Origin of the sequence: Kaistia defluvii (assembly GCF_040548815.1) — a bacterium.
Classification (GTDB): domain Bacteria; phylum Pseudomonadota; class Alphaproteobacteria; order Rhizobiales; family Kaistiaceae; genus Kaistia; species Kaistia defluvii_A.
Genome location: NZ_JBEPSM010000001.1, coordinates 441,264 through 467,925 on the forward strand (window position 1 = coordinate 441,264; position 26,662 = coordinate 467,925).

General features: G+C 65.3%; 22 protein-coding genes. 7 read left to right on the plus strand and 15 right to left on the minus strand.

Translation table 11 applies throughout. From position 1 onward, the window contains the following. Positions 1-72 precede the first annotated feature (72 nt). A complete protein-coding gene (gene cydD, locus ABIE08_RS02170) occupies positions 73-1,845 on the plus strand; it encodes a thiol reductant ABC exporter subunit CydD (protein WP_354548395.1) in 1,773 nt (590 codons plus the stop codon). Then, complete coding sequence (gene cydC, locus ABIE08_RS02175; protein ID WP_354548397.1) at positions 1,845-3,497, plus strand: thiol reductant ABC exporter subunit CydC; 1,653 nt, start codon at positions 1,845-1,847, stop codon at positions 3,495-3,497. The genes cydD and cydC overlap by 1 nt, the downstream gene beginning before the upstream one ends. 23 nt (positions 3,498-3,520) lie before the next feature. Here the strand turns inward: cydC and ABIE08_RS02180 are convergent, their stop codons facing one another. Then, complete coding sequence (locus tag ABIE08_RS02180) at positions 3,521-4,132, minus strand: TetR/AcrR family transcriptional regulator (protein ID WP_354548399.1); 612 nt, start codon at positions 4,130-4,132, stop codon at positions 3,521-3,523. 112 nt (positions 4,133-4,244) lie between these two features. Between ABIE08_RS02180 and ABIE08_RS02185 the strand changes: the two genes are divergently transcribed. Further along, positions 4,245-4,868, plus strand: a complete 624-nt coding sequence (locus ABIE08_RS02185) for an FMN-dependent NADH-azoreductase (protein WP_354548401.1) — start codon at positions 4,245-4,247, stop codon at positions 4,866-4,868. 56 nt (positions 4,869-4,924) lie between these two features. Here the strand turns inward: ABIE08_RS02185 and ABIE08_RS02190 are convergent, their stop codons facing one another. The 5 genes from ABIE08_RS02190 to ABIE08_RS02210 all read right to left on the minus strand — a co-directional run bounded on the left by ABIE08_RS02190 (position 4,925) and on the right by ABIE08_RS02210 (position 9,803). Then, positions 4,925-6,895 (minus strand): hypothetical protein, encoded by a 1,971-nt coding sequence (locus tag ABIE08_RS02190; RefSeq protein ID WP_354548402.1) that lies wholly within the window; start codon positions 6,893-6,895, stop codon positions 4,925-4,927. A 146-nt stretch (positions 6,896-7,041) separates the two neighbouring features. Continuing rightward, positions 7,042-8,184 (minus strand): hypothetical protein, encoded by a 1,143-nt coding sequence (locus ABIE08_RS02195; protein ID WP_354548404.1) that lies wholly within the window; start codon positions 8,182-8,184, stop codon positions 7,042-7,044. Positions 8,185-8,426: 242 nt separating this feature from the next. After that, entirely contained in the window at positions 8,427-8,591 is a 165-nt protein-coding gene (locus ABIE08_RS02200) for a hypothetical protein (RefSeq protein ID WP_354548406.1), read from the minus strand. A gap of 214 nt (positions 8,592-8,805) precedes the next feature. Further along, positions 8,806-8,973: a hypothetical protein gene (locus ABIE08_RS02205; RefSeq protein WP_354548408.1), complete on the minus strand. Its 168-nt coding sequence runs from the start codon at positions 8,971-8,973 to the stop codon at positions 8,806-8,808. A gap of 119 nt (positions 8,974-9,092) precedes the next feature. After that, entirely contained in the window at positions 9,093-9,803 is a 711-nt protein-coding gene (locus tag ABIE08_RS02210; protein WP_354548409.1) for a pentapeptide repeat-containing protein, read from the minus strand. Between the two features lie 215 nt (positions 9,804-10,018). Here ABIE08_RS02210 and ABIE08_RS02215 point away from each other — a divergent pair, with 215 nt between their 5' ends. Further along, positions 10,019-11,881 carry a TRAP transporter large permease subunit gene (locus ABIE08_RS02215; RefSeq protein WP_354548411.1) on the plus strand — a complete coding sequence of 621 codons (1,863 nt, stop codon included), beginning with the start codon at positions 10,019-10,021 and terminating at the stop codon, positions 11,879-11,881. 12 nt (positions 11,882-11,893) lie between these two features. Next, on the plus strand, positions 11,894-12,895 hold the full coding sequence (locus ABIE08_RS02220; protein ID WP_354548413.1) for a TRAP transporter substrate-binding protein: 1,002 nt from the start codon (positions 11,894-11,896) through the stop codon (positions 12,893-12,895). A gap of 66 nt (positions 12,896-12,961) precedes the next feature. Here the strand turns inward: ABIE08_RS02220 and ABIE08_RS02225 are convergent, their stop codons facing one another. The 6 genes from ABIE08_RS02225 to ABIE08_RS02250 form a co-directional block, all read right to left on the minus strand. Beyond that, positions 12,962-13,474 carry an RES family NAD+ phosphorylase gene (locus ABIE08_RS02225; protein WP_354548414.1) on the minus strand — a complete coding sequence of 171 codons (513 nt, stop codon included), beginning with the start codon at positions 13,472-13,474 and terminating at the stop codon, positions 12,962-12,964. Positions 13,475-13,580: 106 nt separating this feature from the next. Continuing rightward, on the minus strand, positions 13,581-14,009 hold the full coding sequence (gene parS, locus ABIE08_RS02230) for a type II RES/Xre toxin-antitoxin system antitoxin (protein WP_354548416.1): 429 nt from the start codon (positions 14,007-14,009) through the stop codon (positions 13,581-13,583). 84 nt (positions 14,010-14,093) lie between these two features. Further along, a complete protein-coding gene (locus tag ABIE08_RS02235; RefSeq protein ID WP_354548418.1) occupies positions 14,094-14,924 on the minus strand; it encodes a hypothetical protein in 831 nt (276 codons plus the stop codon). Positions 14,925-15,176: 252 nt separating this feature from the next. After that, complete coding sequence (locus tag ABIE08_RS02240; RefSeq protein ID WP_354548420.1) at positions 15,177-15,383, minus strand: hypothetical protein; 207 nt, start codon at positions 15,381-15,383, stop codon at positions 15,177-15,179. A 136-nt stretch (positions 15,384-15,519) separates the two neighbouring features. Then, positions 15,520-19,227: a vitamin B12-dependent ribonucleotide reductase gene (locus tag ABIE08_RS02245; RefSeq protein WP_354548422.1), complete on the minus strand. Its 3,708-nt coding sequence runs from the start codon at positions 19,225-19,227 to the stop codon at positions 15,520-15,522. Positions 19,228-19,900: 673 nt separating this feature from the next. After that, positions 19,901-20,839, minus strand: coding sequence for an AraC family transcriptional regulator (locus ABIE08_RS02250; protein WP_354548424.1), 939 nt, complete (start codon positions 20,837-20,839; stop codon positions 19,901-19,903). Positions 20,840-20,970: 131 nt separating this feature from the next. Between ABIE08_RS02250 and ABIE08_RS02255 the strand changes: the two genes are divergently transcribed. Next, positions 20,971-21,723: an SDR family NAD(P)-dependent oxidoreductase gene (locus ABIE08_RS02255; protein WP_354548426.1), complete on the plus strand. Its 753-nt coding sequence runs from the start codon at positions 20,971-20,973 to the stop codon at positions 21,721-21,723. A 73-nt stretch (positions 21,724-21,796) separates the two neighbouring features. Here ABIE08_RS02255 and ABIE08_RS02260 read toward each other — a convergent pair whose 3' ends face one another. Beyond that, on the minus strand, positions 21,797-22,201 hold the full coding sequence (locus tag ABIE08_RS02260; RefSeq protein WP_354548428.1) for an NADH:ubiquinone oxidoreductase subunit NDUFA12: 405 nt from the start codon (positions 22,199-22,201) through the stop codon (positions 21,797-21,799). 106 nt (positions 22,202-22,307) lie between these two features. Next, positions 22,308-22,775, minus strand: coding sequence for a MarR family winged helix-turn-helix transcriptional regulator (locus tag ABIE08_RS02265; RefSeq protein ID WP_354548430.1), 468 nt, complete (start codon positions 22,773-22,775; stop codon positions 22,308-22,310). A gap of 183 nt (positions 22,776-22,958) precedes the next feature. Between ABIE08_RS02265 and ABIE08_RS02270 the strand changes: the two genes are divergently transcribed. Further along, positions 22,959-23,387 carry an organic hydroperoxide resistance protein gene (locus ABIE08_RS02270; protein ID WP_354548432.1) on the plus strand — a complete coding sequence of 143 codons (429 nt, stop codon included), beginning with the start codon at positions 22,959-22,961 and terminating at the stop codon, positions 23,385-23,387. A gap of 101 nt (positions 23,388-23,488) precedes the next feature. Here ABIE08_RS02270 and ABIE08_RS02275 read toward each other — a convergent pair whose 3' ends face one another. Continuing rightward, a complete protein-coding gene (locus ABIE08_RS02275; protein WP_354548434.1) occupies positions 23,489-26,362 on the minus strand; it encodes an Rne/Rng family ribonuclease in 2,874 nt (957 codons plus the stop codon). Positions 26,363-26,662: the final 300 nt, after the last annotated feature.

The window sequence follows — 26,662 nt, forward strand, 5'->3', positions numbered from 1 at the left end:
GCGACCGGTCGCGTGCGGTCGATTGGCACAGGGGGAGGCCCAAATGATCGCCTACACTGTAAGACTGGGTGCATGAACACCGTCGAATCTACCACAGCTGCAGAAAAAGCTGTCCGCCCCCCGGCAATCGAGGCGAAATGGCTGAGGACGCGGGGTCGCGTCGGCCGTCGCGCCATGGGCATCGCCATCCTGGTGCCGCTCGTCAGCGCCTGCCTTACCGTGGCGCAGGCCTATTGGCTCGCCACGATCCTGCATCGCGCCATCATCGATCAGGTGGCCAGTTCGTCGCAGGCGGCGGCGATCCTGGTGCTGCTCGGCCTTGTGACCGCCCGCGCGCTGCTGGCCTGGATCGGCGAGGCGGCGGGCATCCGCGCCGCCGAGGACATCAAGCAGGCGATTCGCCGGGACCTGTTCGCGACGCTGATGCGGCGCGGGCCCGACTGGATGCGCCAGCGCGCCTCCGGCGAACTGGCCAGCCAGATCCTGGATCAGGTCGAGGCGCTGGACGGCTATTTCTCGCGCTTCGTGCCAGCGATGATCGCCGCTGCCGTGGTGCCGATCGCCTTCGCCATCGGTCTGATGCCGGTCGATCTCGTCGTCGGCATCGTTCTCTTGGTCACCGCGCCGCTCATCCCGGTCTTTATGGCGCTGGCCGGCTGGGGCGCGGAAGCCGCGAGCCGCCAGCACCTGACGGCCCTGTCGCGCCTGTCCGGCATGTTCGCCGACCGGCTGCGCGGCCTGCTCGTCTTGAAGCTGTCCGGCCGGGCAGAGGACGAGATCGTCCGCGTCCGCAGCGCCAGCGACGAGTTTGCGACGCGCACGCTGGCCGTGCTGCGGATCGCCTTCCTGTCCTCGGCGGTGCTCGAGTTCTTTGCCGCCCTCGGCGTGGCTGGCGTCGCGCTCTATGTCGGGCTGACCTATATCGGCCTGCTCGATCTGCGCGGCGCGGAGCTCGGCCTCCAGGCTGGCCTGTTCTGCCTGCTGATGGCGCCGGAGGTCTATATGCCGCTGCGCACGCTGGCGGCGCATTACCACGACCGCGCCAGCGCCAAGGCGGCCGTCGCCAGCCTGGCCGCGACGTTCGAGAACCTGCCCGGCGTCGACGAGCCTGTGGTGGCCCAGGGCGCCGACTGGGCTCCCGTCAGTGCCATCGCCGTCACGGCCCGCCATCTGACCGTCGAGACGCCCGATCGCGGCACCATTCTCTCGGATGCGACCCTCGAGATCCTGCCTGGCGAGACCGTGGCGCTGCTCGGCCCAAGCGGCATCGGCAAGTCGACGCTCATCGAGGTGCTGGCTCGCCTGCGGGGCCATCAGGGCCGAATCGAACTCGGCGGCGTGCCGCTCGCCGATATCGATGAGCGCTCGCTTCGCCAGGGCGTGGCGGCGCTCGGCCAGCGGCCGCGCCTGTTCCACGGCACCATCGCCAGCAACATCCGGCTCGGCCGCGCCGATGCGACCGACGCCGAGGTGCGCGCCGCCGCCGAGCAGGCCTGCGTGCTCGATTTCGCCGACCGTCTTCCGGGAAGGTTGGATACGCCGATCGGCGAACGGGGCAGGGGACTTTCCGGCGGCGAGGCGCAGCGCGTGGCGCTTGCCCGCATCTTCCTGCGCGACCCGGCGCTGGTGCTGCTCGACGAGCCGACCGCGCATCTGGACATCGAGACCGAGGCCCGCGTCATGCGCGCCGTTCTGGATTTTGCGGCCGGCCGAACCCTGCTGATCGCCACCCACTCCATCGAGGTCGCGAGCCTGATGGATCGGATCTGCGAGATCGACGACCGCCATCGAATCGTCCGGCGCGCTCTCGCGGCGACGACTTCTGCCATGAAGGGAGTGGCGTGATGCGGCTTCTCTTCAGCCTCTACGGTACCCGCGCCGGCGGCCTGCTGCTGGCGCTGCTGCTTTCCTGCATGACGCTCGCAGCGGGCGTCGCGCTGTTCGGCGTGTCCGGCTGGTTTCTGACCGGGGCGGCGCTGGCCACCTCGGCCATGACCTTCAACCTGTTCGGCCCCTCGGCCATGGTGCGCGGCTTTTCGTTCCTGCGCATCGTCTCGCGCTATGGCGAGCGGCTTTCCGGCCATGCCACGACCTTCAAGATCCTGTCGGATATCCGCGTCCGCATCTTCTCGCGCCTGATCCCGCTGGTGCCGCTAAAGGCGGCGGCGCACCGGACGGGTGATTTCGTCGCGCGACTGACCGCCGATGTCGAGACGCTCGACATGATGTTCCTCCAGGTCGTCGCGCCGATCGCAACCGCGATCCTCGGCGCGCTTGGCCTCAGCCTGCTCCTGTGGCTTGTGCTACCGGAAGCGCTGCCGGTCGTCCTGATCGGCTTCGGGCTGACCACCCTCCTTCTGCCGGGGTTGATCGTGCTGGCCGGCCGGCGCTCGGGCGCGGAAACCGTCCGCACGGCTGCCGATCTCCGCATCGCGGTCCTGGATGGTATCGACGGGCACGCCGATCTCGTGACGCTTGGTGCCGTCGATGGCGCGCGCCATTCGGTCGACAAGGCGGTTGCCTTGGTCCGCAAAGCTCGGCTGCGGCAATCCTGGCGCATCGCGTTCGGGCCGGCCTTCGTGGTGCTCGGCACCGGCGCCACTGCGATCGCGACGCTTTTTGTCGGGCTGCCGGTGCTGGAGCAAGGCCGCGTCAGTGGCCCGGTGCTGGTCGGCGCGCTGCTGGCCGTCATGGCCGTGTTCGAGGTCGCAGGCCCGATCCTGCGCGGCGCCGGGAAGCTCGGAGCCGCGAGTGCCGCCGCCGGCCGGGTTCAGTCGCTCGTTGACATGCGGCCCGCCATCGTCGACCCCGCCAAGCCGGTCCGCGTCCCGCCAGCCGGCAATATCACCTTCGAAAAGGTCGGCTTCACCTATGGCCGCGACGCGTCGATCCTGACCGGCCTCGATCTCACGCTGCATCCGGGCGAGCGCATCGCCATCATCGGCGAAAGCGGCTCCGGCAAGTCGACCTTGCTTGGCCTGCTGCTGCGTCTCGTCGATGTCGATACAGGGCGCATTTGCATCGGCGGCGTCGATATCCGCGCCATGCGTCAGGCGGATCTGCATGCCCATATCGGACTATTGTCCCAAGACGCGCCGGTCTTCATCGGCACGATCCGTGACAATCTGAGGATTGCCGATCCGGCCGCCGATGACGCGACCCTCCATGCCGCGCTCGTCAAGGCGCGGCTCGACGGCTTCGTCCGCAGCCTCTCGCAGGGGCTGGACACATGGCTGGGCGAATCCGGCGAAACGCTCTCGGCCGGGCAGGCGCGACGCCTTTGCCTGGCGCGAACCTTGCTGTCGCCGGCTCCCGTGCTGCTTCTCGATGAACCCACCGCCGGGCTCGATCGGCCGACGGAGGCCGAGTTTCTGGCCGATCTGCTGGCCGTCACCACCGGGCGCACGCTGATTCTCGCCACCCACGCCGCCATTCCGCACGGGGCCGTGGATCGCGTCTATCGGCTGGAGGATGGTGCGCTAACGTTGGAGGATTAAGCTCGCGACACGGGCCGAGCGGCCTACCGCCGGTGCGAGGCGATGATTCCGGCCGCCAGCGCGGCGAGCGTGCTGGTGGGCTTGCCGCCTTCGACATTCTGCCAGGCGACCCGCGAACCCTCGATCATCAGGAACAGCTGGTCCGCCAGCAGTTCCGGCTCCGCCAGCCCCGAAGCGCGGCAGATGCGGATCAGGTTGTCCCGGTGCTGGCGCGTATTCGCCTCCAGCACCTGACGGCCGGGATGGGCGGGGTCGGTGATCTGCATCGCCGCGCTGGCCAGCGCGCAGCCGCTCTCATTGCCGTGCTCGGCGTGATTGGCGATCCGCTGCAGCCAGGCGTCGATCTGCGCCAGCGGCTCGCCCGGATGCTCGTTCTCGATCTCGCACCAGATCGCGGCGCCTTCCGCAGCGAGGCCGCGCAGATATTCGGCGACCAGCAGGTCCTTCGATTCGAAATGGCGATAGAGCGTCATCTTGTTGGTGCCGGCCGCCTCGGCCACCGCTTCCACGCCAACGCCATGCACGCCGTGACGCGCGAACAGTTCGCGCGCGGCGATCAGAATGCGCTCGCGCGGCGGCAGCGCCCGTGCGGCGGGGCTGCTGTGAACAGACTGTTCAGCGATCTTCACTTCCATCTCGTTGACTCGATGTTACCTAGGAGTAACATTTGATAATGTTACTCTACGGTATCGACGCAGCTCCCCCCGGATTTGGGCCGGTTTCCGTAACATAGTGAAGGGAAGACCGATGACCAACATCCTTTTCGTTACCTCGAGCCCCCGTGGCGGCGCCTCGCATTCCAGCAAGGTCGCCGAGCGCGTTCTCGCCGACCTTGTCGCGCATAATCCGAGCGCAACGGTCGTCCGCCGCGACCTCGCCGCCGATCCGCTTCCGCATGTCGATGAAGCCTATCTGGGCGCGCTGTTCACCCCGGCCGAGGCCCGCACCGACGCCCAGAAGGCGGCGGTCGCCCTGTCGGACCAGCTGATCGACGAACTGTTCGCCGCCGACATCATCGTGATCGCCTCGGCGATGATCAATTTCACCATCACCTCGACGCTGAAGACCTGGCTCGACTACATTGCCCGCGCCGGCCGCACCTTCGCTTATGTCGATAATGCGCCGGTCGGCCTCGTCACCGGCAAGCGCGTCGTCTTGGTCGAGTCGAAGGGCGGTATCTATTCGGAAGGCCCGATGAAGCCGGCCGATTTCCAGCTACCCTATCTGCGCTTCATCCTGTCCTTCATGGGCCTGTCCCAGGTCGAGGAGATCACCGTCGAGGGCGTAGCCTTCGGCGCGGAGCAGGCTGCCAATGCGGTCGCTGCCGCCGAGATCAAGGCTTCGGAGACGGCGCGCGCCATCGCCGCCTGAGGCCGCTTTCGAGCCTCAAAAAGAAACGGCCGGATCTTGCGATCCGGCCGTTTGCGTTACGGGGTGGTGGTCTTGATCTCGATCTGCAGAAGATCGGGCAGCTTCTGCGGCGCGCTGTCCGCCGTCTCGATCAGCTGCATCACCGGCACCGGCGTCGCCGGCGCGGCGGTGATGGTCATGGTGCCCGGCGCCTTGATGAAGGCCTGCAGGGCAGGGGCCAGCTTCGCCTGGAAGCCCGGGTTCTTCAGCACCATCAGGAACAGCGGCAGAGCGCCGGCGATCTGCTGGCGGAACTTGTCCGGCTCGACATTCATCTTCTTCGCCTGCATGCCGACGGCGCGCTCGACGATCGACTTGTCCTCGATCGAGAGCTTGCCGCGCGTGAACAGCAGCGAGGCCAGCGCGCCTTCCAGCGCCTTCGGATCCTCGATCGCCTGGCGCGTCAGCCCGGTCAGCGTGGCGTCGACGTTCATCGTCGCCAGGTCCTTGATGGCGAGCTTGAAGCCATCGAGGATGACGCTCTCATCCGCTTCGCGCCAGGAGAGATGGAAGCCGTAATCGGCCACCAGGCGGTCATAGCCGAGACCCTTGATCATTTCGCGGGCGCGGCGGTCGTCGATCTGCGACAGGTCGAGATCGAGCCCGCGGACGTCGCTGGTGATGCTGGTCGGCACGGGGCCGATATAGGCGTCGAGATCAATGCGCGCGCGGTCGACGGCGCCAAGCTTCTTGCCCCCCTGCGTGACGTCGACGCCGACGGCCTCGGCGAAGCCCATGGTCGGGATCATCGGCGTCGGGTCGAACTCGGCGCCGCCCAGGCTTGCGAAGACCGATGCAACCACCAGATCCGGCGCCGGGAACTTGAAGCCGCCGATGGCCAGCCGCTCGGCGCCGACCGAACCCTTGTCCTGGATCGCGACATCGAGATCGCGCAGGCCGATTTCGCCGATGCCGTCGCTCGAGAAATCATTGATGTGGAAATCGCCCAGATGGAAGCGTTCCACCTCGGGGGCGGTCACATCGAGGTCGGTCAGGCGCACCGTGCCGACGCCGGCGAAGCTCAACAGTCCCGAGAGCTGCTCGAGCGCCATCTGCGCCAGTTCGTCTTCCGGGCGATCGGATGTCGCCAGCATGGTGTCGAGGAAGCCGGTGAAGCTCTTCGGCGGCTGGCGAAGGCGGAGATTCTCCATCTCGAATGTGCCCATGCGGATCGACGCGCCGGGCATCTCGATCGAGAAGTTGCGATAGATCTCGAGGCCGAGCGCGGTGCGCCACTTGCCGTCGCCGACGCCGCCGATATAGCGCTCGGGATCGAACACGGCCGAGATGGCGTCGAGGTCGTATTTGCGCGCTTCGATCTTGTCGATCGTGAACTTCAGCAGGCCGTCGGGTGAGGGCATTTCCTGCGAGACGGGGCCGATCGTCACCTGGTCGATGACGCCGTTCGCCATGCCCTTCAGCTCATAGGAGCCGAAGCTGGCGGCGGACGTCTGGCCCTCGCTGGTCTCGGTCGCTTCGATCCGGCCGACACGCACGCTGTCGACGGAAGCCTTGGCGATGATGCCCCAGCCCTTGGCGAGCGAGGTGAAGATGCGGTTCTGATCGAAGACGTAATTGACGAAGCTCGGGACCGCGAGATTGTCGACGCGGATGTCGGTGAGCTTCGAGCTGCCGAGGTCGCCCACCACCAGCTTGCCGCTGTCGGCGGTGATCTCGCTCGCCTTGAAGCCGCCATCGGCCGCCTCGGCGTAATTGGTGATGGCGATGTTGCCGAAGCTGATTTCCAGCTTGGTCGCCAGCGTCTCGCTGCGGATGGTCAGGTTGCGCAGCGTCGCGGTGCGCTGGCCCTCGTCATAGGAAAGCTCGGAAAAGCCGGCGACCCAGTTCGGCGAGGCGTCGAGCGTCGAGATCCAGTGGCGGATCGCCGTCTCGATCGGCTCCTCGGCAAGCGCCGGCAACGAGGCCGTCATGGCGGCGGCGCTGACACCGGCGGCGAGAAGACGGACGCGTAGCGACGAACGGCTCATAGGGTGCTCCATTGGCAGCAGGTCGATCCAGCTCGGCGAGCGATCGACCGTTACAGTCTGTCCCCGATGCGGGACAAGAAAAACCGGGCGGTCTGCACCGCCCGGGATCCGTTTGGCGCGCCGGGGCGCGCAGTTTTCTTAGGCGCTTACTGGTTGGCCTGGATGTCGACGGCCAGAACGTCCGGCAGCGTCTGCGGCGCGGTCGAAGCGGCACCGAAGATCTGCATAATCGGAACGGGATTGCCGGGGGCCGCGGTGATGGTCAGCGACTGCGGGTCCTTGAGGAAAGCGGTCGCCGCCATGGCGATGCGATCCTGGAAGCCCTGGTTGCCGACAACCGAAAGCAGCAACGGCAGCGCGCCGCTGATCTGCTCGACGAACTGCTCGGGCGTCGCGCCCATCTGCTTCGCCTGCATCGCGATCACGCGGCCGACGATGCCGGCATTGTCGAAGCGGATCTTGGCGTTGTCGACGGTGGCGGTTGCGGCGAGCTCCGAGAGCTTGTCCGGATCCTGCAGCTTGTCGCGCGGCAGGCCGCCGAACGTGCCGGTGATCACCAGCTTGCCGACATCCTTGCCGTCGAGGCTGATCGAGCGGAAGGTGAAGCTCTGCTTGGAATTGTCATAGGCGCCGTCGATGCCGACGTCGAAGTTGAGCTTGTCGTAGCCGAGCTGCTCGACCCAATCCTTGGTCTGCTCGTCCGACTTCAGCACTTCGCCGGGAATGGTGACGCCGGTGACGCGCAGCTGGCCGTCATTCGGCGCGCCTTCGACGACATCGCCGAGCGAGATGTTCACGCCATCGACAGTGATCGGGGCGGGGGTCTCGGTGGAAACGACGTTGATGGTCGACATTTCCATGTTCGAGAACGGCGTGATCTTGGCCTTCGAGTTGATCTCGGTCGGCGCGGGAACGATGGCGTCCTTGAACAGGCCCTTGTCCCAGCTGATGGTGGTCTTCTCGTCGACGATCTTGCCGGCGTCGAACGAAATGCTGGCTGCCGTGAAGCCGCCGCTGGTGCGCTCGATCGGGCTTTCGATGACGATGGCCGGAATGGTCACGTCGCCGCCCTGCTTGGCGACCATCTTCACATTGCTGAGAGTTACGTTGTCGCCATCGGCCTTGGCCGATTCGACCGTGACCTTGGCCTCGCCGCGAGCCTGGGCGGCGGCGATGAAGGCGTCTGAGATCTTCTGGGCGTCGGGAGCTGCGAAGGCCGCCGTCGACAGCATCAGCGCCGATGCGAGCGTAAGGCTGCGCACCGCGAAGCCGGAAACTGTCAGGTTCATTATGTCCTCCAAGGAACGAATCGAGAGTGCTCGGCGAGAGGCCGAAACAAGGTCCGGCAGGCATTCTGTCCGTACTTCATGGCGAGAGCAAGAACGGCAGCCCTGCCTGTGATGAACGTCACCCGTGTCGAAACGGGGGATTGCACCCGTTCGAATCTGCGGAATCCGTGCCGGCGAGCCGGGAATCGCTCGGCCGAGCGCCGCAACCGGCGGTATGGGAGGCTTCCGAAAAGACCGCGCCATCAACCACGGCTGCGCGAACAGGCATTGATGTCGGAGGTGCCGCCGGGGCCGCAGGCATTGACCGGCTCCATGGCCTTGATGGCGGGCGAGTTCGGATCGGTGGTGCAGCCCTGGAGGCTGGCACTGGCGGACAGGACAGCGAAAACCATAAGCAGACAGCGCATCAACTTGCTTCACCTATGCGGTTCGAGCGGCGACGATGAGCCCCGCCGCCGCCGAAACGGTGAGGGGCTCGGTCGATCTCCTTGCCGATATAGGCGAGCACGCCGACGCGGCCAGTCCTCGTTCAGAAGACCGGGCCGTTTCCGCAGCTCGTGGCCGGTGAAGCCAAGGTCGAGCCAGGCAGGCGGAGGATCCGACTGCCTGGTCGCGAGATGATCAGCGGCGGCCGCTCGAGCAATCGTTCACATTGCTGGATCCGCCGGGACCGCAGGCATTGACCGGGTCATCCATCGCCTTGATGGCGGGGGCGTTGGGATTGCTGGTGCAGCCCGACAGGCTGGCCAGGCCGGCGCTGATGGCAAGAACGGCAAGCAGGGTGCGCATGGGAACTCATCCTCTGGTTGGCCCTTCGCTTCGATGCGCCGGGCTTCCCGGCGGCACAGCGTTTTCTTCGTGGGCAATCGGAGGGTCTCGCAACGGAAGGTCGCGCGCAAGTGGCATCCTTACAGCACGATCAGCCCAATGCCCTTCAACAAATCCGCCGCCTGAGCCTTGGAGATGATCGCCTTGCGGAACAGGCCGGCATCGGCCAGCGTGATGGCGCCGAGATCGCAGCCGCGCAGGTCCGCGCCCTCGAATTTCGCGGCCCGCAGGCTGGCCGAGCGCAGCGACGAATCGACAAACACGGCATCGCGGAAATCCGCGCCGGCGAGATCGGCATCGGCGAAATCGACGCCGTCGACCCGCTCCTTGCGAAACGAAAGGTTGCGCAGCATCGCGCCGTTCAGACGCGTGCGGCGGAAGGCGATGCCGATCGCCGCGGCGCCCTGGAAGTCGCCGCCCGTCAGCTTGCAATCCTCGAAGCGGGCATTGGTCAATCGCGCGCGGACAAATTCGGCGTTGCTCAGGTTGCAGTTGACGAAACGGGCGTCCGCCAGCTCGGCGCCGGAGAAAACCGCCTTCAGCGCCCGCACCTCGTTCCAGTGCGATCCCGTGGCCTCGACGCCGCGAAGATCGCTGCCGGAGAAATCGCAGCGCTCGAAGCTCGCCTCGGTGAGATGGAGGCCCTTCATGTCGCAATCGGTGAACTGGCAATCGGCGAAGCGCGCCCCGGAAAGATCCGTCTCGCCATCGAACAGGCTCGCCAGCCGGATCTTCTCGGCAACGAGGTTTTCGACGATGCGGGTCGGGGCGGCAGCGGGCGGTCGGGTCATGAATCAGCCTTGGGTGCTTTTCCGGCACCCTATCCCCAAGCGCATCCCGCCTCCATCGCCAACGGATCCCGTCCAGCCTCTCGATGCCATGGGCTCCAAGGGGGCGCCCTAAACCCTTGTCCCCGCAGGCTCGATGCAGTGTCATGCCGCGATCGCGGTGATTCCTTGGCACGTTTGGACATCCGCTGGCGCAGGATGGCAGGGACGGCCGCTGTATGATCCTTGAAGCGACGAAACCCTCGCCCCCCGGTGCGCGACCGGGCTTTCGAGACGCCGTTGCGATCCGTGCCGGTCTCGTCCTGAGCCGGCTGGAGGCCGGGCTTGGCGCGCTCTGTGCCGGTATTCTCGCCCTGCTTCTGGCGGTGGTCCTGCTTTCGGTCGGGCTGCGCTATGGGCTTGGCAGCGCCTTTCTCGGCTCCGACGAGCTGGCGATATGGCTGCATGTCGCGTTGATCGCCATCGGCGCGCCGCTCTCGATCCACAGCGCGCTGGCGATGCGGCTCGACGTTTTCACACGCCTCCTGCCGGCGGCCGGACAACGGGCAGCGCTGTTGCTTGCCGACAGCTTCGTCATCGTCGGCGGCCTGGTGCTGGTGTTCGGCGGCGGGGAGATCATCGTCATGCTCGGCGGCGTCTCGCCGACGCTCGGCCTGCCGGAATGGGTGCGCTTCGCCTTTCTGGGCTTTGGCGGTGCGCTGACGCTGCTGGTCGTGGTCCTGAAACACCTGTCCGAGGGCCGCGCCTGGCTGCTGCTGGCCGTCCTTGTGATCGGAACGGCGCTCTATATCGGCGGCGACAGCCTCGTCCTCCCGATTAGCCTCCCGCCCAGCCTGGCGCTTGGCCTGATCGCACTGATCGGCCTCGTGGTCGCCGCGCCGCTGCCGTTTGCGTTTCTCGCCGCGGCCTATCTCGCCATTCCCTTTGGCAGCAGCATGCCCGAACCGGCCATGGTCGCTTCCGTCGTTTCCGGCATGTCGAAATTCCTGCTGCTGGCGATCCCCTTCTTCCTGCTCGCGGGCGGGCTGCTGACCGCTTCCGGTGTCGCGGGCCAGCTTGTGCGCTTTGCCGCCGCGCTGGTCGGCCACAAGCGGGCAGGGTTGGCGCAGACGACGCTCCTGACCAGCGTGCTGTTCTCCGGCGCCTCGGGATCCTCCGTCGCCAACGCCGCCTTTGGCGCCAGCACGTTTCAGCCGGAACTGGTCAAGCGCGGCTATCCGCCGGCCCAGGCGGGCGCGATCATCGCCGCCACTTCGGTGCTCGACAATGTCATCCCGCCCTCGATTGCCTTCCTGATCCTCGCGGCGGCGACCAATCTTTCGGTCGGCAGCCTCTTGGTCGGCGGCTTCGTCGCCGGCGCGGTGATGGCCGTGGCGCTGGCCGTTGCCATCCATCTCACGGTGCGGGTCCGCAGCGCCGAGGCCCGCGCCACGCCCGCCGAGCGCCGCAACTCGGCCATTGCGGCGATACCGGCCTTCGGCCTCGGCGTCATCGTGGTCGCCGGCATCCGGCTCGGCGTCGTCACCACGACCGAGGCCGCCGCTCTCGCCGCGCTCTACACGCTGCTCATCGGCCTGTTCGGACGGCTGAGCGCCCGCAGCCTCTATGCCGCCTTCCGGCAGGCGGGCGCCGAGGCGTCGGCGATCGGCCTTCTGATCGGCACCGCGGCGCCCTTCGCCTTCCTGCTCGCCGTCGACGACATTTCGGGCCTTGTGGCGAGCCTGGCCGACAGTTTCGGCGGCAGCTCGGTCGCCGTCCTGCTGCTCAGCAATCTCATCCTGCTCGTCGTCGGGCTGGTGCTCGATATCGGCGCGGCGATCCTGCTGTTCGGGCCGCTCTTGTTGCCGCTGGCGGTCGCCGCCGGCATCGATCCGATCCACTTCGGCGTTATCCTGGTGGTCAATCTGATGATTGGCGGCCTGACGCCGCCCGTCGGCATGCTGGTCTATGTCGTCAGCGGCGTAACGAAACTGCCGGCAGGAGCGCTGTTCCGCGCCATTCTGCCGTATCTGTTCGCCCTGCTGGTCGCGCTCGCTTTGCTTTCCGCCGGCGCGATCCTCGCCATTCCATCCGTCCGCTAGAGAGCTTCCCCCATGCCCCCGTTCACCCGCCGCCAGTTCCTCCGCTCCGCCTCGAAGATGGGCCTCGCCGCACTCGCAACCCCGGCTCTGGTCGGCCGGGCCGCCGCCGCCACGTCGCTGACGGTCGCCTCGCTGCTGGGACCGGACAAGCCCGAGACCAAAATCTGGGAGAGGATCCGCGACCGGGTCGAGGCGGAACTGCCGGGCGCGTTTCGCTTCAACATCGTCGCCAATGCGGCGCTGGGCGGCGAGAAGGAGGTGGCCGAGGGCCTCCGCCTTGGCTCGATCCAGGCCAGCCTTTCCACCATCTCGACCCTGTCGGGCTGGGTGCCGGAAACGCAGATCCTCGATCTGCCCTTCCTGTTTCGTGATCGCGATCATCTCCGAAAGGTCGTTCAGGGCGATCTCGGCGCCGAACTGAAACAGAAGCTTGGCGCCGAGAACTTCGTCGTCGCCGACTACATCAACTATGGCGCCCGCCATCTGCTGGCCAAGGAAGCAATCACCCGGCCGGAACAGCTGAGGGGCAAGCGCATCCGCGTCATCCAGAGCCCGCTGCATACCGAACTCTGGGCGTCCTTCGGCGCCAACCCGACGGCGATCCCGATCCCGGAAACCTACAACGCGCTGTCCACCGGCGTCGTCGACGCTATGGATCTGACGAAATCCGCCTATGCCGGCTTCAAGCTCTACGAGGTGGTGCCGTATCTGACCGAGACGGGCCATATCTGGGCCTCCGGCGTGGTCGTCTTCGCGGCCCCGTTCTGGAAGCGCCTGGACGAGCGGCAAAGGGCCGTCTTCCAGGCGGCTGCCATTGAGGGTGCCCGCTATTTCGACGAGCTCATCATCGCCGACGAAGCGGCCTCGATGCAGCTCGCGGCCCAAAATGGCGGCCAGATCGTCCAGCCGGAAGACCGCCCGGCCTGGGAGAAAGGCGCGCGCACCGTCTGGCATAGCTTTGCCGACAAGGTCGGCGGCATCGACAAGATCGAGGCGATCCGCGCGGTCAGGTGAAGGGCGCTCTTGCTCGTGGACGGCTGATAGCCGAGCGAGATCAAGGCTTTGTCCGGGCGTCTCGATTCAGATCGGGAGGACGAATTCTTTCGCCTTCATGCGGCGAGGCGAAGGTGCCGCCGCGCGTTGACGCGGCGCCATGCCTAGACGGGCGGGCAGCCAGAGGCGTTCGTCGAAGCGGAAGGGGCGCTGGTTCGCAATCGAAAGCGCCGCGGCCGCAGGATGGGCCGGGTTCACCAGCAGGTTGAAGCTCTCCGGCACGATGAAGGACGGCACGCGCAGCACCGGCGTGCGCGCCTCGGCCAGCCAGGCATCGCCTAGGGCCTGCGGCGCCTCCGGCAGGGTGTCGAGCGTCTCGACGGCGAGGCCGTCGAGGGCGATGCCGGTCAGGACGTAGTCGTCCGGCAGCAGATCGGGCGTCAGGTCGAGATGGACGCGGACCTCGAGCACGGCCAGCGCCGCTGCTTCGGCCGCGTAGATCATCGCCCGGCCGGGCGAATTCCAGCGCCCGCCATAGAGCCGCGCCCCGGTGCCGGAAAGATCGGCGAAGGCCGCGCGGGAGATGCGCCAGGCGATCAAGCGAGGCGCACCGGCAGGAGACCGGCGACGGTCGGCGCCCGGCAGGCCGCGTCCCGTCCTCTCCGGTGGCGGCGCCACTCATGGCCCCCGGGTCTGCGTGCGCCCATCAGGCGGCGATGCCGTGGCTGATCCGCCCGAGCAGGTTTTCGACCTGCAGCGCGCCTTCCGACGTGTCGAGCAGGGACAGAGGCGTCTCGTCGCCCAGCGCGGTCGTCGGTCGGCGCAGCCAGGTCGCGGCCTTCTGCTGGCTGCCGAACGTATCCTCGGCCGCCGCGATCACGCGCGCGGCGCGCATCAGCCGGTCGGACTGGTCGGCCGTGAGCGTGCCGATCTTACGACGGTGCGACAGCGTTTTTCGCGGCAGCACGACGAGGTCGAGCTCGGCCAGCGTCATCCGGCCGCTATCGAGCACGTGTTCGACGGCGCGCACCGGCAATCCGTGCCGCACGGCGGCGATCAGATCCCGCCCGCTCCGGATCGAAAGCCCGAGCGCGGTTTCCCCGCCGACAATATCGAGTGCTTGCGTATGAGCCATGAGCGCCTCCTGGCGATATGCCAAGGATATAGGTGCATATGGCCGGGAGGCAAGGGAGGTCGGACATAGGAGCTGCCGCAACCGTCAATCTCCGGTTTCGACAAGAGCCTCGATTGCGTCTAGGTCCACCCCAGCGATGGCCTTACCTAGTCGGCTGCGGCGATCCAGTTCTTCCTTCTTTTTGAGGTCGTCCTCCAGAATGACCACGATGCTGTCCTTAATCACCTCAAAAAACCCAGCACACTTTTCTTCGTTAAGGGAGTGAATGCCGATGCTCAAAATTGAGTAAATCTTAGCGTTTTGGACCAGAAAATCCGGCAGGTGGTCTTTTAGAAAGACGATCTTCTCTGCCATTCGAAGCTTCGAAAATTGCTGGTCAGTCCAGCCTTCAACCTCTTTGAACTCAGCGAAGCGCTTGTAGATTAGGCGCTCGAACACTCGCCGGAGGTAAACGAAAGAACCAATGCCAACTCCGTGGGCGGCTAACCCCGTCGCCTTGAAAAATTCATTTGCGTCTTCCTTGGACATGAACTTCCTGTACTTGGATAGTTCGCTGTTCGTGATTGTTGCAAGAGAAGGGTACTGACCAATCTTCTCAATGGTCATGCTTTTGATGCGCCAATAGTACCAGATTCTGTGATCCTGGTTCCTAATGCATTCTAGGTAGGCTTCGTCATATGCGAAGCGTGTGGCAATTCTCTCGAAGCCATTTGACGAGAGGTCTTGATGTAGAGTGAATGTGGAAACCTTATTGCAGTATGGGCAATGTCCATCGATGCGCACAGGACTAGTCTGGCAGTACAAGTCAGATGCAAGAAATTTGTCGCTTGGGAGCTTCATTGGCGAGTAGAGCCCTCTTTCAAAGAAGATCTCTTCGAGACTATTGACTTCCTCGGGAGTTTTTTCGTCAACCATTTGTATCCCGCCGCCTTTGTCTATGCCGTAAAGCTCAACGTGGTTCTATCCTTGCCGTATCCGCTCGTATTTTCGAAGTTGTCGTGTTTCAAGCAGCGCTATGCATGCGCTATGGCGCAATTGCCGCATTCGATGCAGCTTTCGCCCTAGCGGCCCTGCATCCGCGTGATCGCGGCCTACGAGCGCGCCGTCGCATTCAACTGGAATAAAAATGTCTAAACCGGTTCGCGCAGCCGCCTGCCGGCTACAGGGTTATTTGTCCCAGTTCTCAGGGGACACGGGGGTGTCGCGCCCGTCAGGTTCCTTGGCGACCCCTTTGTAGGGCCCCTCCGACCGCTTCACCGCCATCAACTGGCCAGTGCCCTCGTCGCGCTTCTGCCAGTTGCCGTCAGGACGTTGAAACTGTGTCCTGCCGTTGACAGCTCCGCGCCGAAATCCGTCACCCGTGTTCTTCGCCATTCTGAACTCCTGATGCTAGCCCCACTACGGAGGTGCTGGATGTCCTGTGCCCGAACCGTTTGATAGCGAACGTCTCGGCTAAAGCTAATGCGCCAGCCGAGACGGTAATTGTTGGAACTCGCAGTCCAATTACCCCTTACGAGCAGCCGCTCGTGTTCCCGCACGTATCGCACTTCAGGCAGGTGCCGTTGCGCACCATAGTGAAGTTGCCGCATTCGGTGCAGCTTTCGCCCTCATAGCCCTTCATCCGCGCGATCGCGACCTGTTCGGCCGCCTTCGGCTTGGGCTGGCTTGCGGGCGAGGCCGCGACCGGCTCCACCGTGCCGACAGAAAGCTCCGTCTCGGGAGCGACGTCGCGCTTGAAGGCCGTGGCGGCGGCGCCGCCAATGCCCGTCGTGCGCAGCGCCGTTACCGTCGAGCCGGTGACGGCGGGAGTGGTGGCCGCGCCCTTCGATTCACCGGCGCGGTCGACCAGCTTGAAGCGCTCGGTCTTGCCGCGGACGAGGCCATGGCTGACCTGCGGCGGCTTGGAGGTCGGTAGGTCGCCGCCGCCCAGCGTCGTCGCATTGTTGTCCTCGGGGACGACATGGGCCAGGTCGTTGCGGCCGAGATAGGAAACGGCCAGCTCGCGGAACACGTAATCCAGGATCGACGTGGCGTTCTTGATCGCCTCGTTGCCGGTGACCAGGCCGGCCGGCTCGAAGCGGGTGAACACGAAGGCTTCCACATACTCTTCCAGCGGCACGCCATATTGCAGGCCAAGCGAGATGGCGATGGCGAAGTTGTTCATCATCGCACGGAAGGCGGCGCCTTCCTTGTGCATGTCGATGAAGATCTCGCCGAGGCGGCCATCGCGATATTCGCCGGTGTGGATATAGACCTTGTGGCCGCCGACATTCGCCTTCTGGGTGTAGCCCGTGCGGCGATCCGGCATCTTCTCCCGCTTGCGGACTTCGCGCTCGATGATCCGCTCGACGATGCGCTCGGCGATCTGCTCGGCGCGCGCCGCCGGCGTCTTGGCCATCAGCGCCTCGACGGCGTCGTCCGCATCCTCGTCGTCATCGGCAAGGATCTGCGAATTCAGCGGCTGCGACAGCTTCGAGCCGTCGCGATAGAGCGCGTTGGCCTTCAGCGCCAGGCGCCAGGACAGCATGTAGGCGTTCTTGCAATCCTCGACGGTCGCGTCGTTCGGCATGTTGATGGTCTTGGAGATCGCGCCCGAGATGAAGGGCTGCGCCGCCGCCATCATGCGGATGTGGCTCTCGACCGAGAGATAGCGCTTGCCGAGCTTGCCGCAGGGATTGGCGCAATCGAACACGGCGTAGTGCTCGAGCTTCAGATGCGGGGCGCCTTCCAGCGTCATCGCACCGCAGACATGCACGTTGGCGGCTTCGATTTCCTTCTTCGAGAAGCCGAGAGCCGGCAGGATCTCGAAGGCGGGGTCGTTCAGCTGCGTCTCGGTGAAGCCGAGCGTCTTGAGGAAGTCCTCCCCCAGCGCCCACTTGTTGAAGACGAACTTGATGTCGAAGGCCGAGGCGAGGCCGCCTTCGAGCTTCTCCAGCACCTCGTCGGTGAAGCCCTTGGCCTTCAGCGTGGTGTGGTTGACGCCGGGCGACTGGCGCAGCGACGCATGGCCGACCGCATAGGCCTCGATCTCGGCGATCTGGTGCTCGGCATAGCCGAGGCCCTGGAGGGCTTCCGGCACGGCGCGGTTGATGATCTTGAAGTAGCCGCCGCCGGCGAGCTTCTTGAACTTCACCAGCGCGAAATCGGGCTCGATGCCGGTGGTGTCACAATCCATGACCAGGCCGATCGTGCCGGTCGGCGCGATGACGGTCGATTGGGCGTTGCGGTAGCCATGCTGTTCGCCGAGCGCCAGCGCCTTGTCCCAGGCAGCCTTGGCATGCTCGCCGAGGCGGGCATCCTTGAGGGATGCATGGTCGAGCAGCACCGGCAGGACCGACAGGCCCTCATAGCCCGTCGCTTCCGCATGCGCCGCGCGGCGATGGTTGCGGATGACGCGCAGCATGTGCTCGCGGTTCTTGGCGAAGCCGGGGAAAGGGCCCTGTTCCTTGGCCATCTCGGCCGAGGTGGCGTAGGCGGTGCCGGTCATGATCGCGGTCAGCGCGCCGCAGATGGCGCGGCCTTCGGCCGAGTCATAGGGGATGCCGGCGGTCATCAGCAGGCCGCCGATATTGGCGTAGCCGAGGCCGAGCGTGCGGAATTCGTAGGAGAGCTCGGCGATTTCCTTGGACGGGAACTGCGCCATCAGCACGGAGATCTCGAGCACCACCGTCCAGAGGCGGCAGGCATGCTCGTAGCGCTCGACGTCGAAGCTCTTGTCCTCGTTGCGGAACTGCAGAAGGTTCAGCGAGGCGAGGTTGCAGGCCGTGTCGTCGAGGAACATGTATTCCGAGCACGGATTGGATGCGTTGATGCGTCCCGAGGCCGGGCTGGTGTGCCACTCGTTCATCGTGGTGTTGAAGTGCAGGCCCGGATCGGCGGAAGCCCAGGCGGCGTGGCCGATCTGCTCCCAGAGGTCTTTGGCCTTCAGCGTCTTGGCGACCTTGCCGTCGGTGCGGCGGATCAGGTTCCAGTCCCCATCACTCTCCACCGCGCGGAGAAAATCGTCGGTGATCGAGACGGAGTTGTTGGAGTTCTGGCCGGAAACGGTGAGGTAGGCCTCCGAATCCCAATCGGCGTCATAGACGGGGAATTCGATATCCGTGTAGCCCTGCTTGGCAAACTGGATGACGCGCAGGATGTAGTTCTGCGGCACCAGCGCCTTCTTGGCGGCGCGGATCTCGCGCTTCAGGGCCGGGTTCTTGGTCGGGTCGTAGCAATCGTCGCCCGAGCCCTCGCAGTTCACGCAGGCCTTCATGATGGCCTTGAGGTGCTGCGCGTTGATCTTCGAGCCGGTGACGAGGGCGGCGACCTTCTGCTCCTCGTGCACCTTCCAGTTGATGTACTTCTCGATATCGGGATGGTCGGCATTGACGACGACCATCTTGGCGGCGCGACGCGTGGTGCCGCCCGACTTGATGGCGCCAGCTGCGCGGTCGCCGATCTTCAGGAAGCTCATCAGGCCGGACGACTTGCCGCCGCCGGAAAGCTTTTCGCCTTCGCCGCGGAGCGCCGAGAAGTTGGAGCCTGTGCCGGAGCCGTACTTGAACAGGCGAGCCTCGCGGACCCAGAGGTCCATGATGCCGCCTTCGTTCACCAGGTCGTCGGAGACGGACTGGATGAAGCAGGCATGCGGCTGCGGGTGCTCGTAGGCGGTCTTCGACTTGACCAGCTTGCCGGTCTTGTAGTCGACGTAGAAATGGCCCTGGCTCGGGCCGTCAATGCCATAGGCCCAATGTAGGCCCGTGTTGAACCATTGGGGGGAGTTTGGCGCCACCTTCTGGGTCGCCAGCATGAAGCGGTGTTCGTCGAAGAATGCCTGGGCGTCTTCCTCGGTGTCGAAATAGCCGCCCTTCCAGCCCCAATAGGTCCAGGTGCCGGCGAGACGATCGAACACCTGGCGCGAATCGACTTCGCCGGTGAAGCGCTCCTTCTCGGGCAGCGTGGCGAGCGCCTTTTCGTCGGCGACCGAGCGCCAGAGGAACGACGGAACGTCGTTCTCCTCGACGCGCTTCAGCCGCGCCGGGACGCCGGCCTTGCGGAAATATTTCTGGGCGATGATGTCGCTGGCGACCTGGCTCCAGGTCGAGGGCACCGCGATGCCTTCCAGGCGGAAAACGATCGATCCATCGGGATTGCGGATCTCGCTTTTCGTCGTTCGGAACTCGATGCCGGCATAGGCTGACTGGCCTGCCGTCGTGTAGCGCCGTTCGATCCGCATCGTCTCAAGCCCTTTGTTTTCGGGTGGCGCAGCCTCGGCGCACCACCGGCCGGCGCATGGCGCCCGCTCTGTCCCTTGCCCAACGCTTTACACCAGGACGGGTTTCGGCCCCATCCCTTATCTAGTGCTCAAGATACGCTGAGACTCTAAATATAGTGTTTACACACCAAAATGTCACGGTTTGGACATGCCGATCCAAGACACAATAGGGCGATCAGACGGGGAAGGGAGTCCACCCAACCGCCGTATGTTCCGACTGCCAACCATGTCCTGGAAAACCGGATCGGGGGGATCCGGAGCGCATTCCAACTCTAAGCCGGAAGCTATGACGAGTCCGGCAAAAGCGTCAAGGAATAGTGGTGGTGAATTCTAAGCCGCCTACATGTGGATTTGGCATTGCAAAATCCGCGAGGGGTTGCGTAGCGATTTCGCGCGGGCGTTTGAAACGTCAGGAGTTTCAAAGTTAACAAAGCCTTGCGCGGGAAGGCTGGAACGGACGACGCCCGTATGACGCGTTCTCGATCGCGAAAGGGCGGGGCGCCTTATCCTCAATCTCCACAGGCGCTCAATTCGTGGCCGGATGTGGCTCCGATGGCCTTGCGGAAATGAAAACGGCGGAATGCTGCGGAGCTGCCGCAAACGCATATTCCGTCGGAAATCGACGTTGCGCGAATCAGCCCGGCCCCATGCCGTCCGGCAACTCCGAGGAGGCTCCATGCGACGGCAAGGCCTCTGTTCTATCGCGCACCGCGACGGTGTCCCGGCTGGGTGGCAGGCCGAAAAGGCGACCATATTCCCGCGTGAACTGCGATGCACTTTCATAGCCCACGGCAAAGGCGGCGCTGCTGGCGTTCACCCCCTCCGCCAGCATCAGCCGCCGCGCCTCGATCAACCGCAACTGCTTCTGGAATTGCAGCGGCGACAACGAGGTCACGGCTCGAAAATGCTGGTGGAAGGACGAGGGACTCATGCCTGCGATCTCCGCCAGATGCTCGACCCGCAGCGACCGGGCATAGTCGGTCCGGAGCACCGCCACGGCGCGCGCCACGCGCCGGTGGTGTCCATCCACGAGCCCGAGCCGGCGGATCGCGGCGCCGTGGCGTCCCTCCAGCAGCCAGTAGTGGAGTTCGCGTACCCGTTGCGCATGCAATATGGGCACCGATGCCGGACGGTCGAGCAGTCTCATCAGCCCGAGCGCTGCGTCCGAGACCTCGAGGTCGGTCGGCTCGAACCGTACCGCGGCGTTTTCGGTAGCCGGCAGGGAACCCATCTCGACGGAAAGCTCGGCAATCACCGCAGGATCCAGCTCCAGCACGAGAGAAAGGTAGGGCTCGCCGAAGCTGGCGCGGGTGATCTGGCTAACCGTGGGAACATCCGCCGTGATCAGAAGCGAGTCGCCGGCTTGGAACGTCAGCGTCTGCGCGCCCATCGTTACCTGCTTGGCTCCCTGCAGGACCAGGCAAACCAACGGCCGGGAGATCGCATGGATGAGATCGCTGGGCCTCCGCGAGCGGATGGTGGTCAGGCCGGGAATGGGCGTCTGTGCCAGTCCCGCGGGATCGCCATGGGTTTCGACATAGCGTCGGACGGCGCCGAGAAGCGTGTGGGTCATGGGCCGACCCTAGCCTCTTCCGGCTAGGGATGCATTCGTCTTGTAGGAATAGGCAAGCAACGGCGAGCTTCCGACAAGGGCGAAACTTGGGGAATCGCTAAGTAGGGCTCCTCGCAACAGGAGTTTTCAGCGTGACCATTGCACTTGTTACCGGAGCCAGCCGCGGCCTTGGGCGCAACACCGCCCTCAGCATCGCCCGCCATGGCGGCGACGTGATCCTGACCTATCGCAGCCAGCGCGAGGAGGCGGAAGCGGTCGTGGCCGAGATTGCCGCGCTGGGCCGCAAGGCACTCGCCTTCCAGCTCGATACGGGCAACTTGGCCGAGTTCGCAGCCTTCTCCGATAGGCTGCGCTATGCGCTGCGCGAGACATGGCAGCGAGAGACGTTCGACCATCTCGTCAACAATGCCGGCCATGGTGACTATGCCATGATCGGCGACACAACCGAGGCACAGTTCGACGGGCTGGTGAACGTACACTTCAAGGGCGTGTATTTCCTGACGCAGGCGCTATTGCCGCTGCTTGCCGATGGGGGCCGCATCGTCAATCTCTCTTCCGGCCTGACGCGCGTTTCCTATCCGGGGTACGGCGCCTATGCGGCGGTCAAGGGCGCGGTCGAGATCCTGACGCTCTATATGGCGAAGGAACTGGGTAGCCGCGGAATCGCGGTCAACACGGTTGCGCCTGGCGCGATCGAGACGGATTTCGGGGGCGGTGCCGTTCGGGATAACCCCGAGGTCAACCGGATCTTCGCCGACATGACGGCGCTTGGCCGGGCGGGCGTCCCCGACGATATTGGTCCGATGATCGCGAGCCTGCTTCAGCCAGCCAATCGCTGGGTCAACGCGCAGCGGATCGAAGTGTCGGGCGGGCAGGGGATCTAGCCGACCGCCTAAACGAAACGAGCCCCCGCAAGGGGGCTCGTAAGACGGCAGGGCCGGGAAACAGCAAGGAAGTCTAGGGCGTCCAGGCTTCGTAGTCGCCGGTCGCGCGCGGGCGCTGGTCGGCGCCGACGATCGAGCCCTTCGGCCGGTAGGCGGCGGCGGTGCCGGTGCCGTTCGGCTTGTGCGGCTTCTGCCAGTCGCGCGGAGCGTAGCTCACCTGCGTCGGCGGCAGTTCGCTGCGGTGATGGATCCAGCCATGCCAGCCGGTCGGGATCGTCGAGCTGTCGGCATAGCCGTTGTAGATCACCCAGCGACGCTCGGGAAATCCGCCGGCGGTGCGGTCGGGGTCGGGCGTGCGGTAATAGGTGTTGCCGAACTCGTCGGTGCCGACCTTTTGGCCCTTGCGCCGCGTATAGAGACGCGTGCCCATGGTCTGGCCGTTCCACCAGGTGAACAACTCGGTCAGGAACCAGCCCATTTTCGACCCTCATCTCGACAGCGATTTCACCCTGCTTATGCCGCCATGACGCGGCCAAGTCAAAGGCTGCAAGAGCCCATACCGAGGAATGCGGGCCGGCTTGCGCTCATCCGTCGCGGCTGGCCTCGGCGGCGGGATCGTTGAGGATGTCGCGCAGCGCCGCGATGCTGTCGCGCAGCGCCATCACCTGCGCTTCACTCATGGCGAGCGTGCCGGCCAGCGACTGCGTCACGCCGCAGGCGTCCTGCAGCAGCCGGCGTCCCTGGTCGGTCAGCGAGACCCGAACCTGCCGCTCGTCGGCCACGTCGCGGCGGCGGACCAGGTGGCCGGCCGCTTCCAGCCGCTTCAGCAGCGGGGTCAGCGTGTTCGATTCGAGGAACACGCGCGCGCCGATCTCGCTGACGGTCAGGTCCTCCGCCTCGCCCAGCGCCATCAGCACCAGATATTGCGGGTAGGTGAGGCCGAGCCTGTCGAGCAGCGGGCGGTAGGCGCGGTTGAAGGCGCCATTGGCCGAGTAGATCGCGAAGCACAGCATCCGGTCGAGGTCGAGCGCAGAGGCAGCGTGCGGCGTCATGGTTCGTCTCCGGTTTGACCCTGTATATTATATCGTGCGCGATTGAAGCGGAAGCGCGTTACCGGCAGGGCAGCCATGCGAGAATGTGTATCGTCAGCGATCAAATCGTGTGCGATCTAATTGGTCGCCGGACAAGACCGGTCCTTTGAAGCGCATCGGCGCCCATGCAGCCAGGAGCCCATCATGACGATACTTTACACCGCAGCCGCAACCGCAACCGGCGGCGGCCGCGATGGCCGCACCGCCAGCTCGGACGGTCGCCTCGACCTGCAGCTCAGCGTTCCCAAGTCGATGGGCGGCAATGACGGCCCGGGCACCAATCCTGAACAGCTCTTTGCGGCCGGCTATTCCGCCTGCTTCCTTGGCGCGCTGCGCTTTGTCGCCGGCAAGGAAAAGGCCAAGCTTCCGGAAAACACCAGCGTGACTGCCGAGGTCGGCATCGGTCCGCGCCCCGACGGCACCGGCTTTGGTCTCGACGTCGCGATCCACGTCGCCCTTCCGGGCTTCGACCAGGCGCAGGCGGAAGACCTCGTCGCCAAGGCGCATATCGTCTGCCCCTATTCGGAAGCGACCCGCGCCAATCTCGACATCCGCGTTTCCGTCGCGGTCTAAGCCAGGGACTGGAGCCAAAAGAAAAGGCCCGGCAATGCCGGGCCTTTTGTCGTTCTGGACGCCAGCGCCGAAGCGCTGGCGTGAATTTCGGGAGGCTCGTTCTAGAAGAACGACCGCCGCTGCCACCAGCCGCCGCGCTTCGGACGATCGTCCTCGGGCTGCGCTTCGGGCTCCTGCCTGGTGGCCTCGATCTCGGCTGGGGTCTTGTCGACCATCGACTCGTCATCGAGGCCGAGCGGATCATCGCTCTGGCTCGCCATCACCTCTTCCGTGGTGACGCGCAGGTCGGAGATTTCCTCTTCCGGCTCGTCATCCTCGTCATCGCCGACTTCCGGCATGTCGAGCTCCGGCTCATCGCCGATCTCGTCCAAGAAGGGCTCGGCCATGTCGGCGATGTCGGCGACCGGGATATCCTCGGCGATCAGGCGCTCACCGGCATCTTCCGGCTCGATGTCGCGAATGCCTTCATCCTCGACTTCGACAAACCGCTCGGAGAGCACTTCACCGGTCTCGTCGAGTTCCAGCGTCCGGCCCTCTTCGGAACCTTCGCCCTCGGAACCCTCGACCTCGGAGCCTTCGCCCTCGGCGCCACGGCGACCGCGACGGCCACCCCGACGACCGCGACGACGCCGACGGCGCGGCTCGCCATTCTCGTCGTGCTCCTGCTCGTCGCCCTCGGCATCGCTGCCGCCTTCGGACGCTTCGCTGCTGGAGCCTTCGGCGGCGGCGCCTTCGCCCGCTTCGCCTTCGTCTTCCTCGTCCCCGGCTTCGCCTGCAGATCCGGCTTCCTGGCCAGCACCGCCAGCCTCGCCGCCCCGCCGACGCCGACGGCGACGGCGCTTGCGGCGTCCGCCTTCATCAGCGCGCGCCGCCTCGGTCGAGCTTTCGCCCGCGGCCTCGGTATCGGCGTCCGCCTCGGCTTCGCTCTCTTCCGACTCGACCTCGTCCTCGATCTCCTCATCTTCCGGATAGATCGTGTCGGGATGAACGATGGGCGAGGGGGCCGTGATCAGCGGCACGTCGCGCGGCTGCACGGCCTCGCCACGCTCGAGCATGTAATGCTGGGCGGAGTTGACGGTCTCGTCGGCCAGAACTGTGATGGCGATGCCGAAGCGCGCCTCGATCTCGGCCAGGTGATTGCGCTTCTGGTTGAGAATGTAGAGTGCGACGACCGTCCTGGTGCGGATGGTGAGGTTGTGGGTCGCGCCCTTGAGAAGGTTGTCCTCGAGCGACCGCAGCACATGCAGCGCGACGGATGCCGGGGCGCGGACATAGCCGGTGCCATGGCAATGCGGGCAGACCTCGACCGAGCTTTCGACGACGCCGGTGCGCAGGCGCTGGCGCGACATTTCGAGCAGGCCGAAATGCGAGATCCGGCCGACCTGGATGCGGGCGCGGTCGTTCTTCAGCGCGTCCTTCAACTTGCGCTCGACCGAACGGTTGTTGCGCTTCTCTTCCATGTCGATGAAGTCGACGACGATCAGGCCGGCAAGGTCGCGTAGGCGAAGCTGGCGCGCCACTTCCTCGGCCGCTTCCAGATTGGTCTGGTAGGCCGTGTCCTCGATATTGTGCTCGCGCGTCGACCGGCCCGAGTTCACGTCGATGGCGACGAGCGCTTCGGTCTGGTTGATGACGATGTAGCCGCCGGACTTCAGCGTCACCTGCGGCGAGAACATCGCGTCGAGCTGCGCCTCGATGCCGGTGCGGGCAAAGATCGGCTGGCTCTCGCGATAGGGCTGAACGTTCTTGGCATGGCTCGGCATGAGCATGCGCATGAAGTCCTTCGCCTCGCGATAGCCGTCATCGCCGGCGACGAGAACCTCGTCTATGTCCTTGTTGTAGAGGTCGCGGATCGACCGCTTGATCAGGCTGCCTTCCTCGTAGACGAGGGTAGGGGCGGCCGAGCGCAGCGTCAGTTCGCGGACATTCTCCCAGAGGCGGAGCAGATATTCGAAGTCGCGCTTGACCTCGGCCTTGGTGCGCGAGGCGCCTGCCGTGCGCAGGATGACGCCCATGCCCTCCGGCACCTCCAGATCAGCGGCGACTTCCTTGAGGCGCTTGCGATCGGCGGTGTTGGTGATCTTGCGGGAAATGCCGCCGCCGCGTGCCGTGTTCGGCATCAGGACCGAGTAGCGGCCGGCCAGCGACAAGTAGGTGGTGAGAGCCGCGCCCTTGTTGCCGCGCTCTTCCTTGACGACCTGGACGAGCAGCACCTGGCGGCGCTTGATCACTTCCTGGATCTTGTACTGGCGACCGCGACCGCGACGCCGTTCCGGCAGTTCCTCGAGCGCGTCCTCGGCACCGACCGACTCGACGACGTCTTCCTCATGCTCTTCGTCGCCGCCGATTTCCTCGACGCTATGGTCGGAGGCCGGCGCATCGAGATGTGAGGAGGAATTGTCGTCCGAACCGTTCTCGTCACCCGAGCCGTTCTCGTCGCCATGGTCCGACGCGCCGGCGGAAACCGGACGCTCGCCATTCGACTCGTCGTCATGGTGCTCGTCGGGATGGCCGTCTTCGTGGTGGTCGTCGTGATGCGCTTCGTCGGCCGAAACGCCTTCCTGGCCTTCCTCGGAAACACCCTCGGAACGGGCTTCGTCGGCGGCCTTGGCGGCGACTGAACGATTGCTGCCGCGGCGGCGGCTGCTCTTGGCTTTGGCGGCGGCGCGCTCTTCAGCCTCGCGCTCTTCCTGCTCTTCGGCGTCGATCAGCGCCTGACGGTCGGCGACCGGGATCTGGTAGTAGTCCGGGTGGATTTCGGAGAAAGCGAGAAAGCCGTGGCGGTTGCCGCCATATTCGACGAAGGCCGCCTGCAGCGAAGGTTCGACGCGCGTGACCTTGGCTAGATAGATGTTGCCGCGAAGCTGCTTCCGGCTCGCGGATTCAAAGTCGAATTCCTCGACCCGATTGCCGCGTACCACCACGACCCGGGTCTCCTCCGGGTGGGTGGCATCGATGAGCATCTTGTTTGCCATATTGGAAATTCTCCATGGCTCGACGCGCAAATCTCCGGCCGGCGCTGAGCGCCGATGCCGTGTTGGTCGCGAAGAAAGCCGTGATGGGGGAAAAGTGAACGTGCGCGCGCCTGCGCCAGCACCGTAGATACCACCCGACCGGCAATGGCCGGTTCAAGGTTGGCTGAACGGTAGGGGGTCGGCAAAAACATGGGTACGCGCTATGAGCCTCTTGAAGAACAGACCGGCAGAGCTGCCCCCGCCGGAAATCCCGACCGCGGACGCTTCCGCGTCCCACAGCCGCCGGATCGCAGGCTCGCC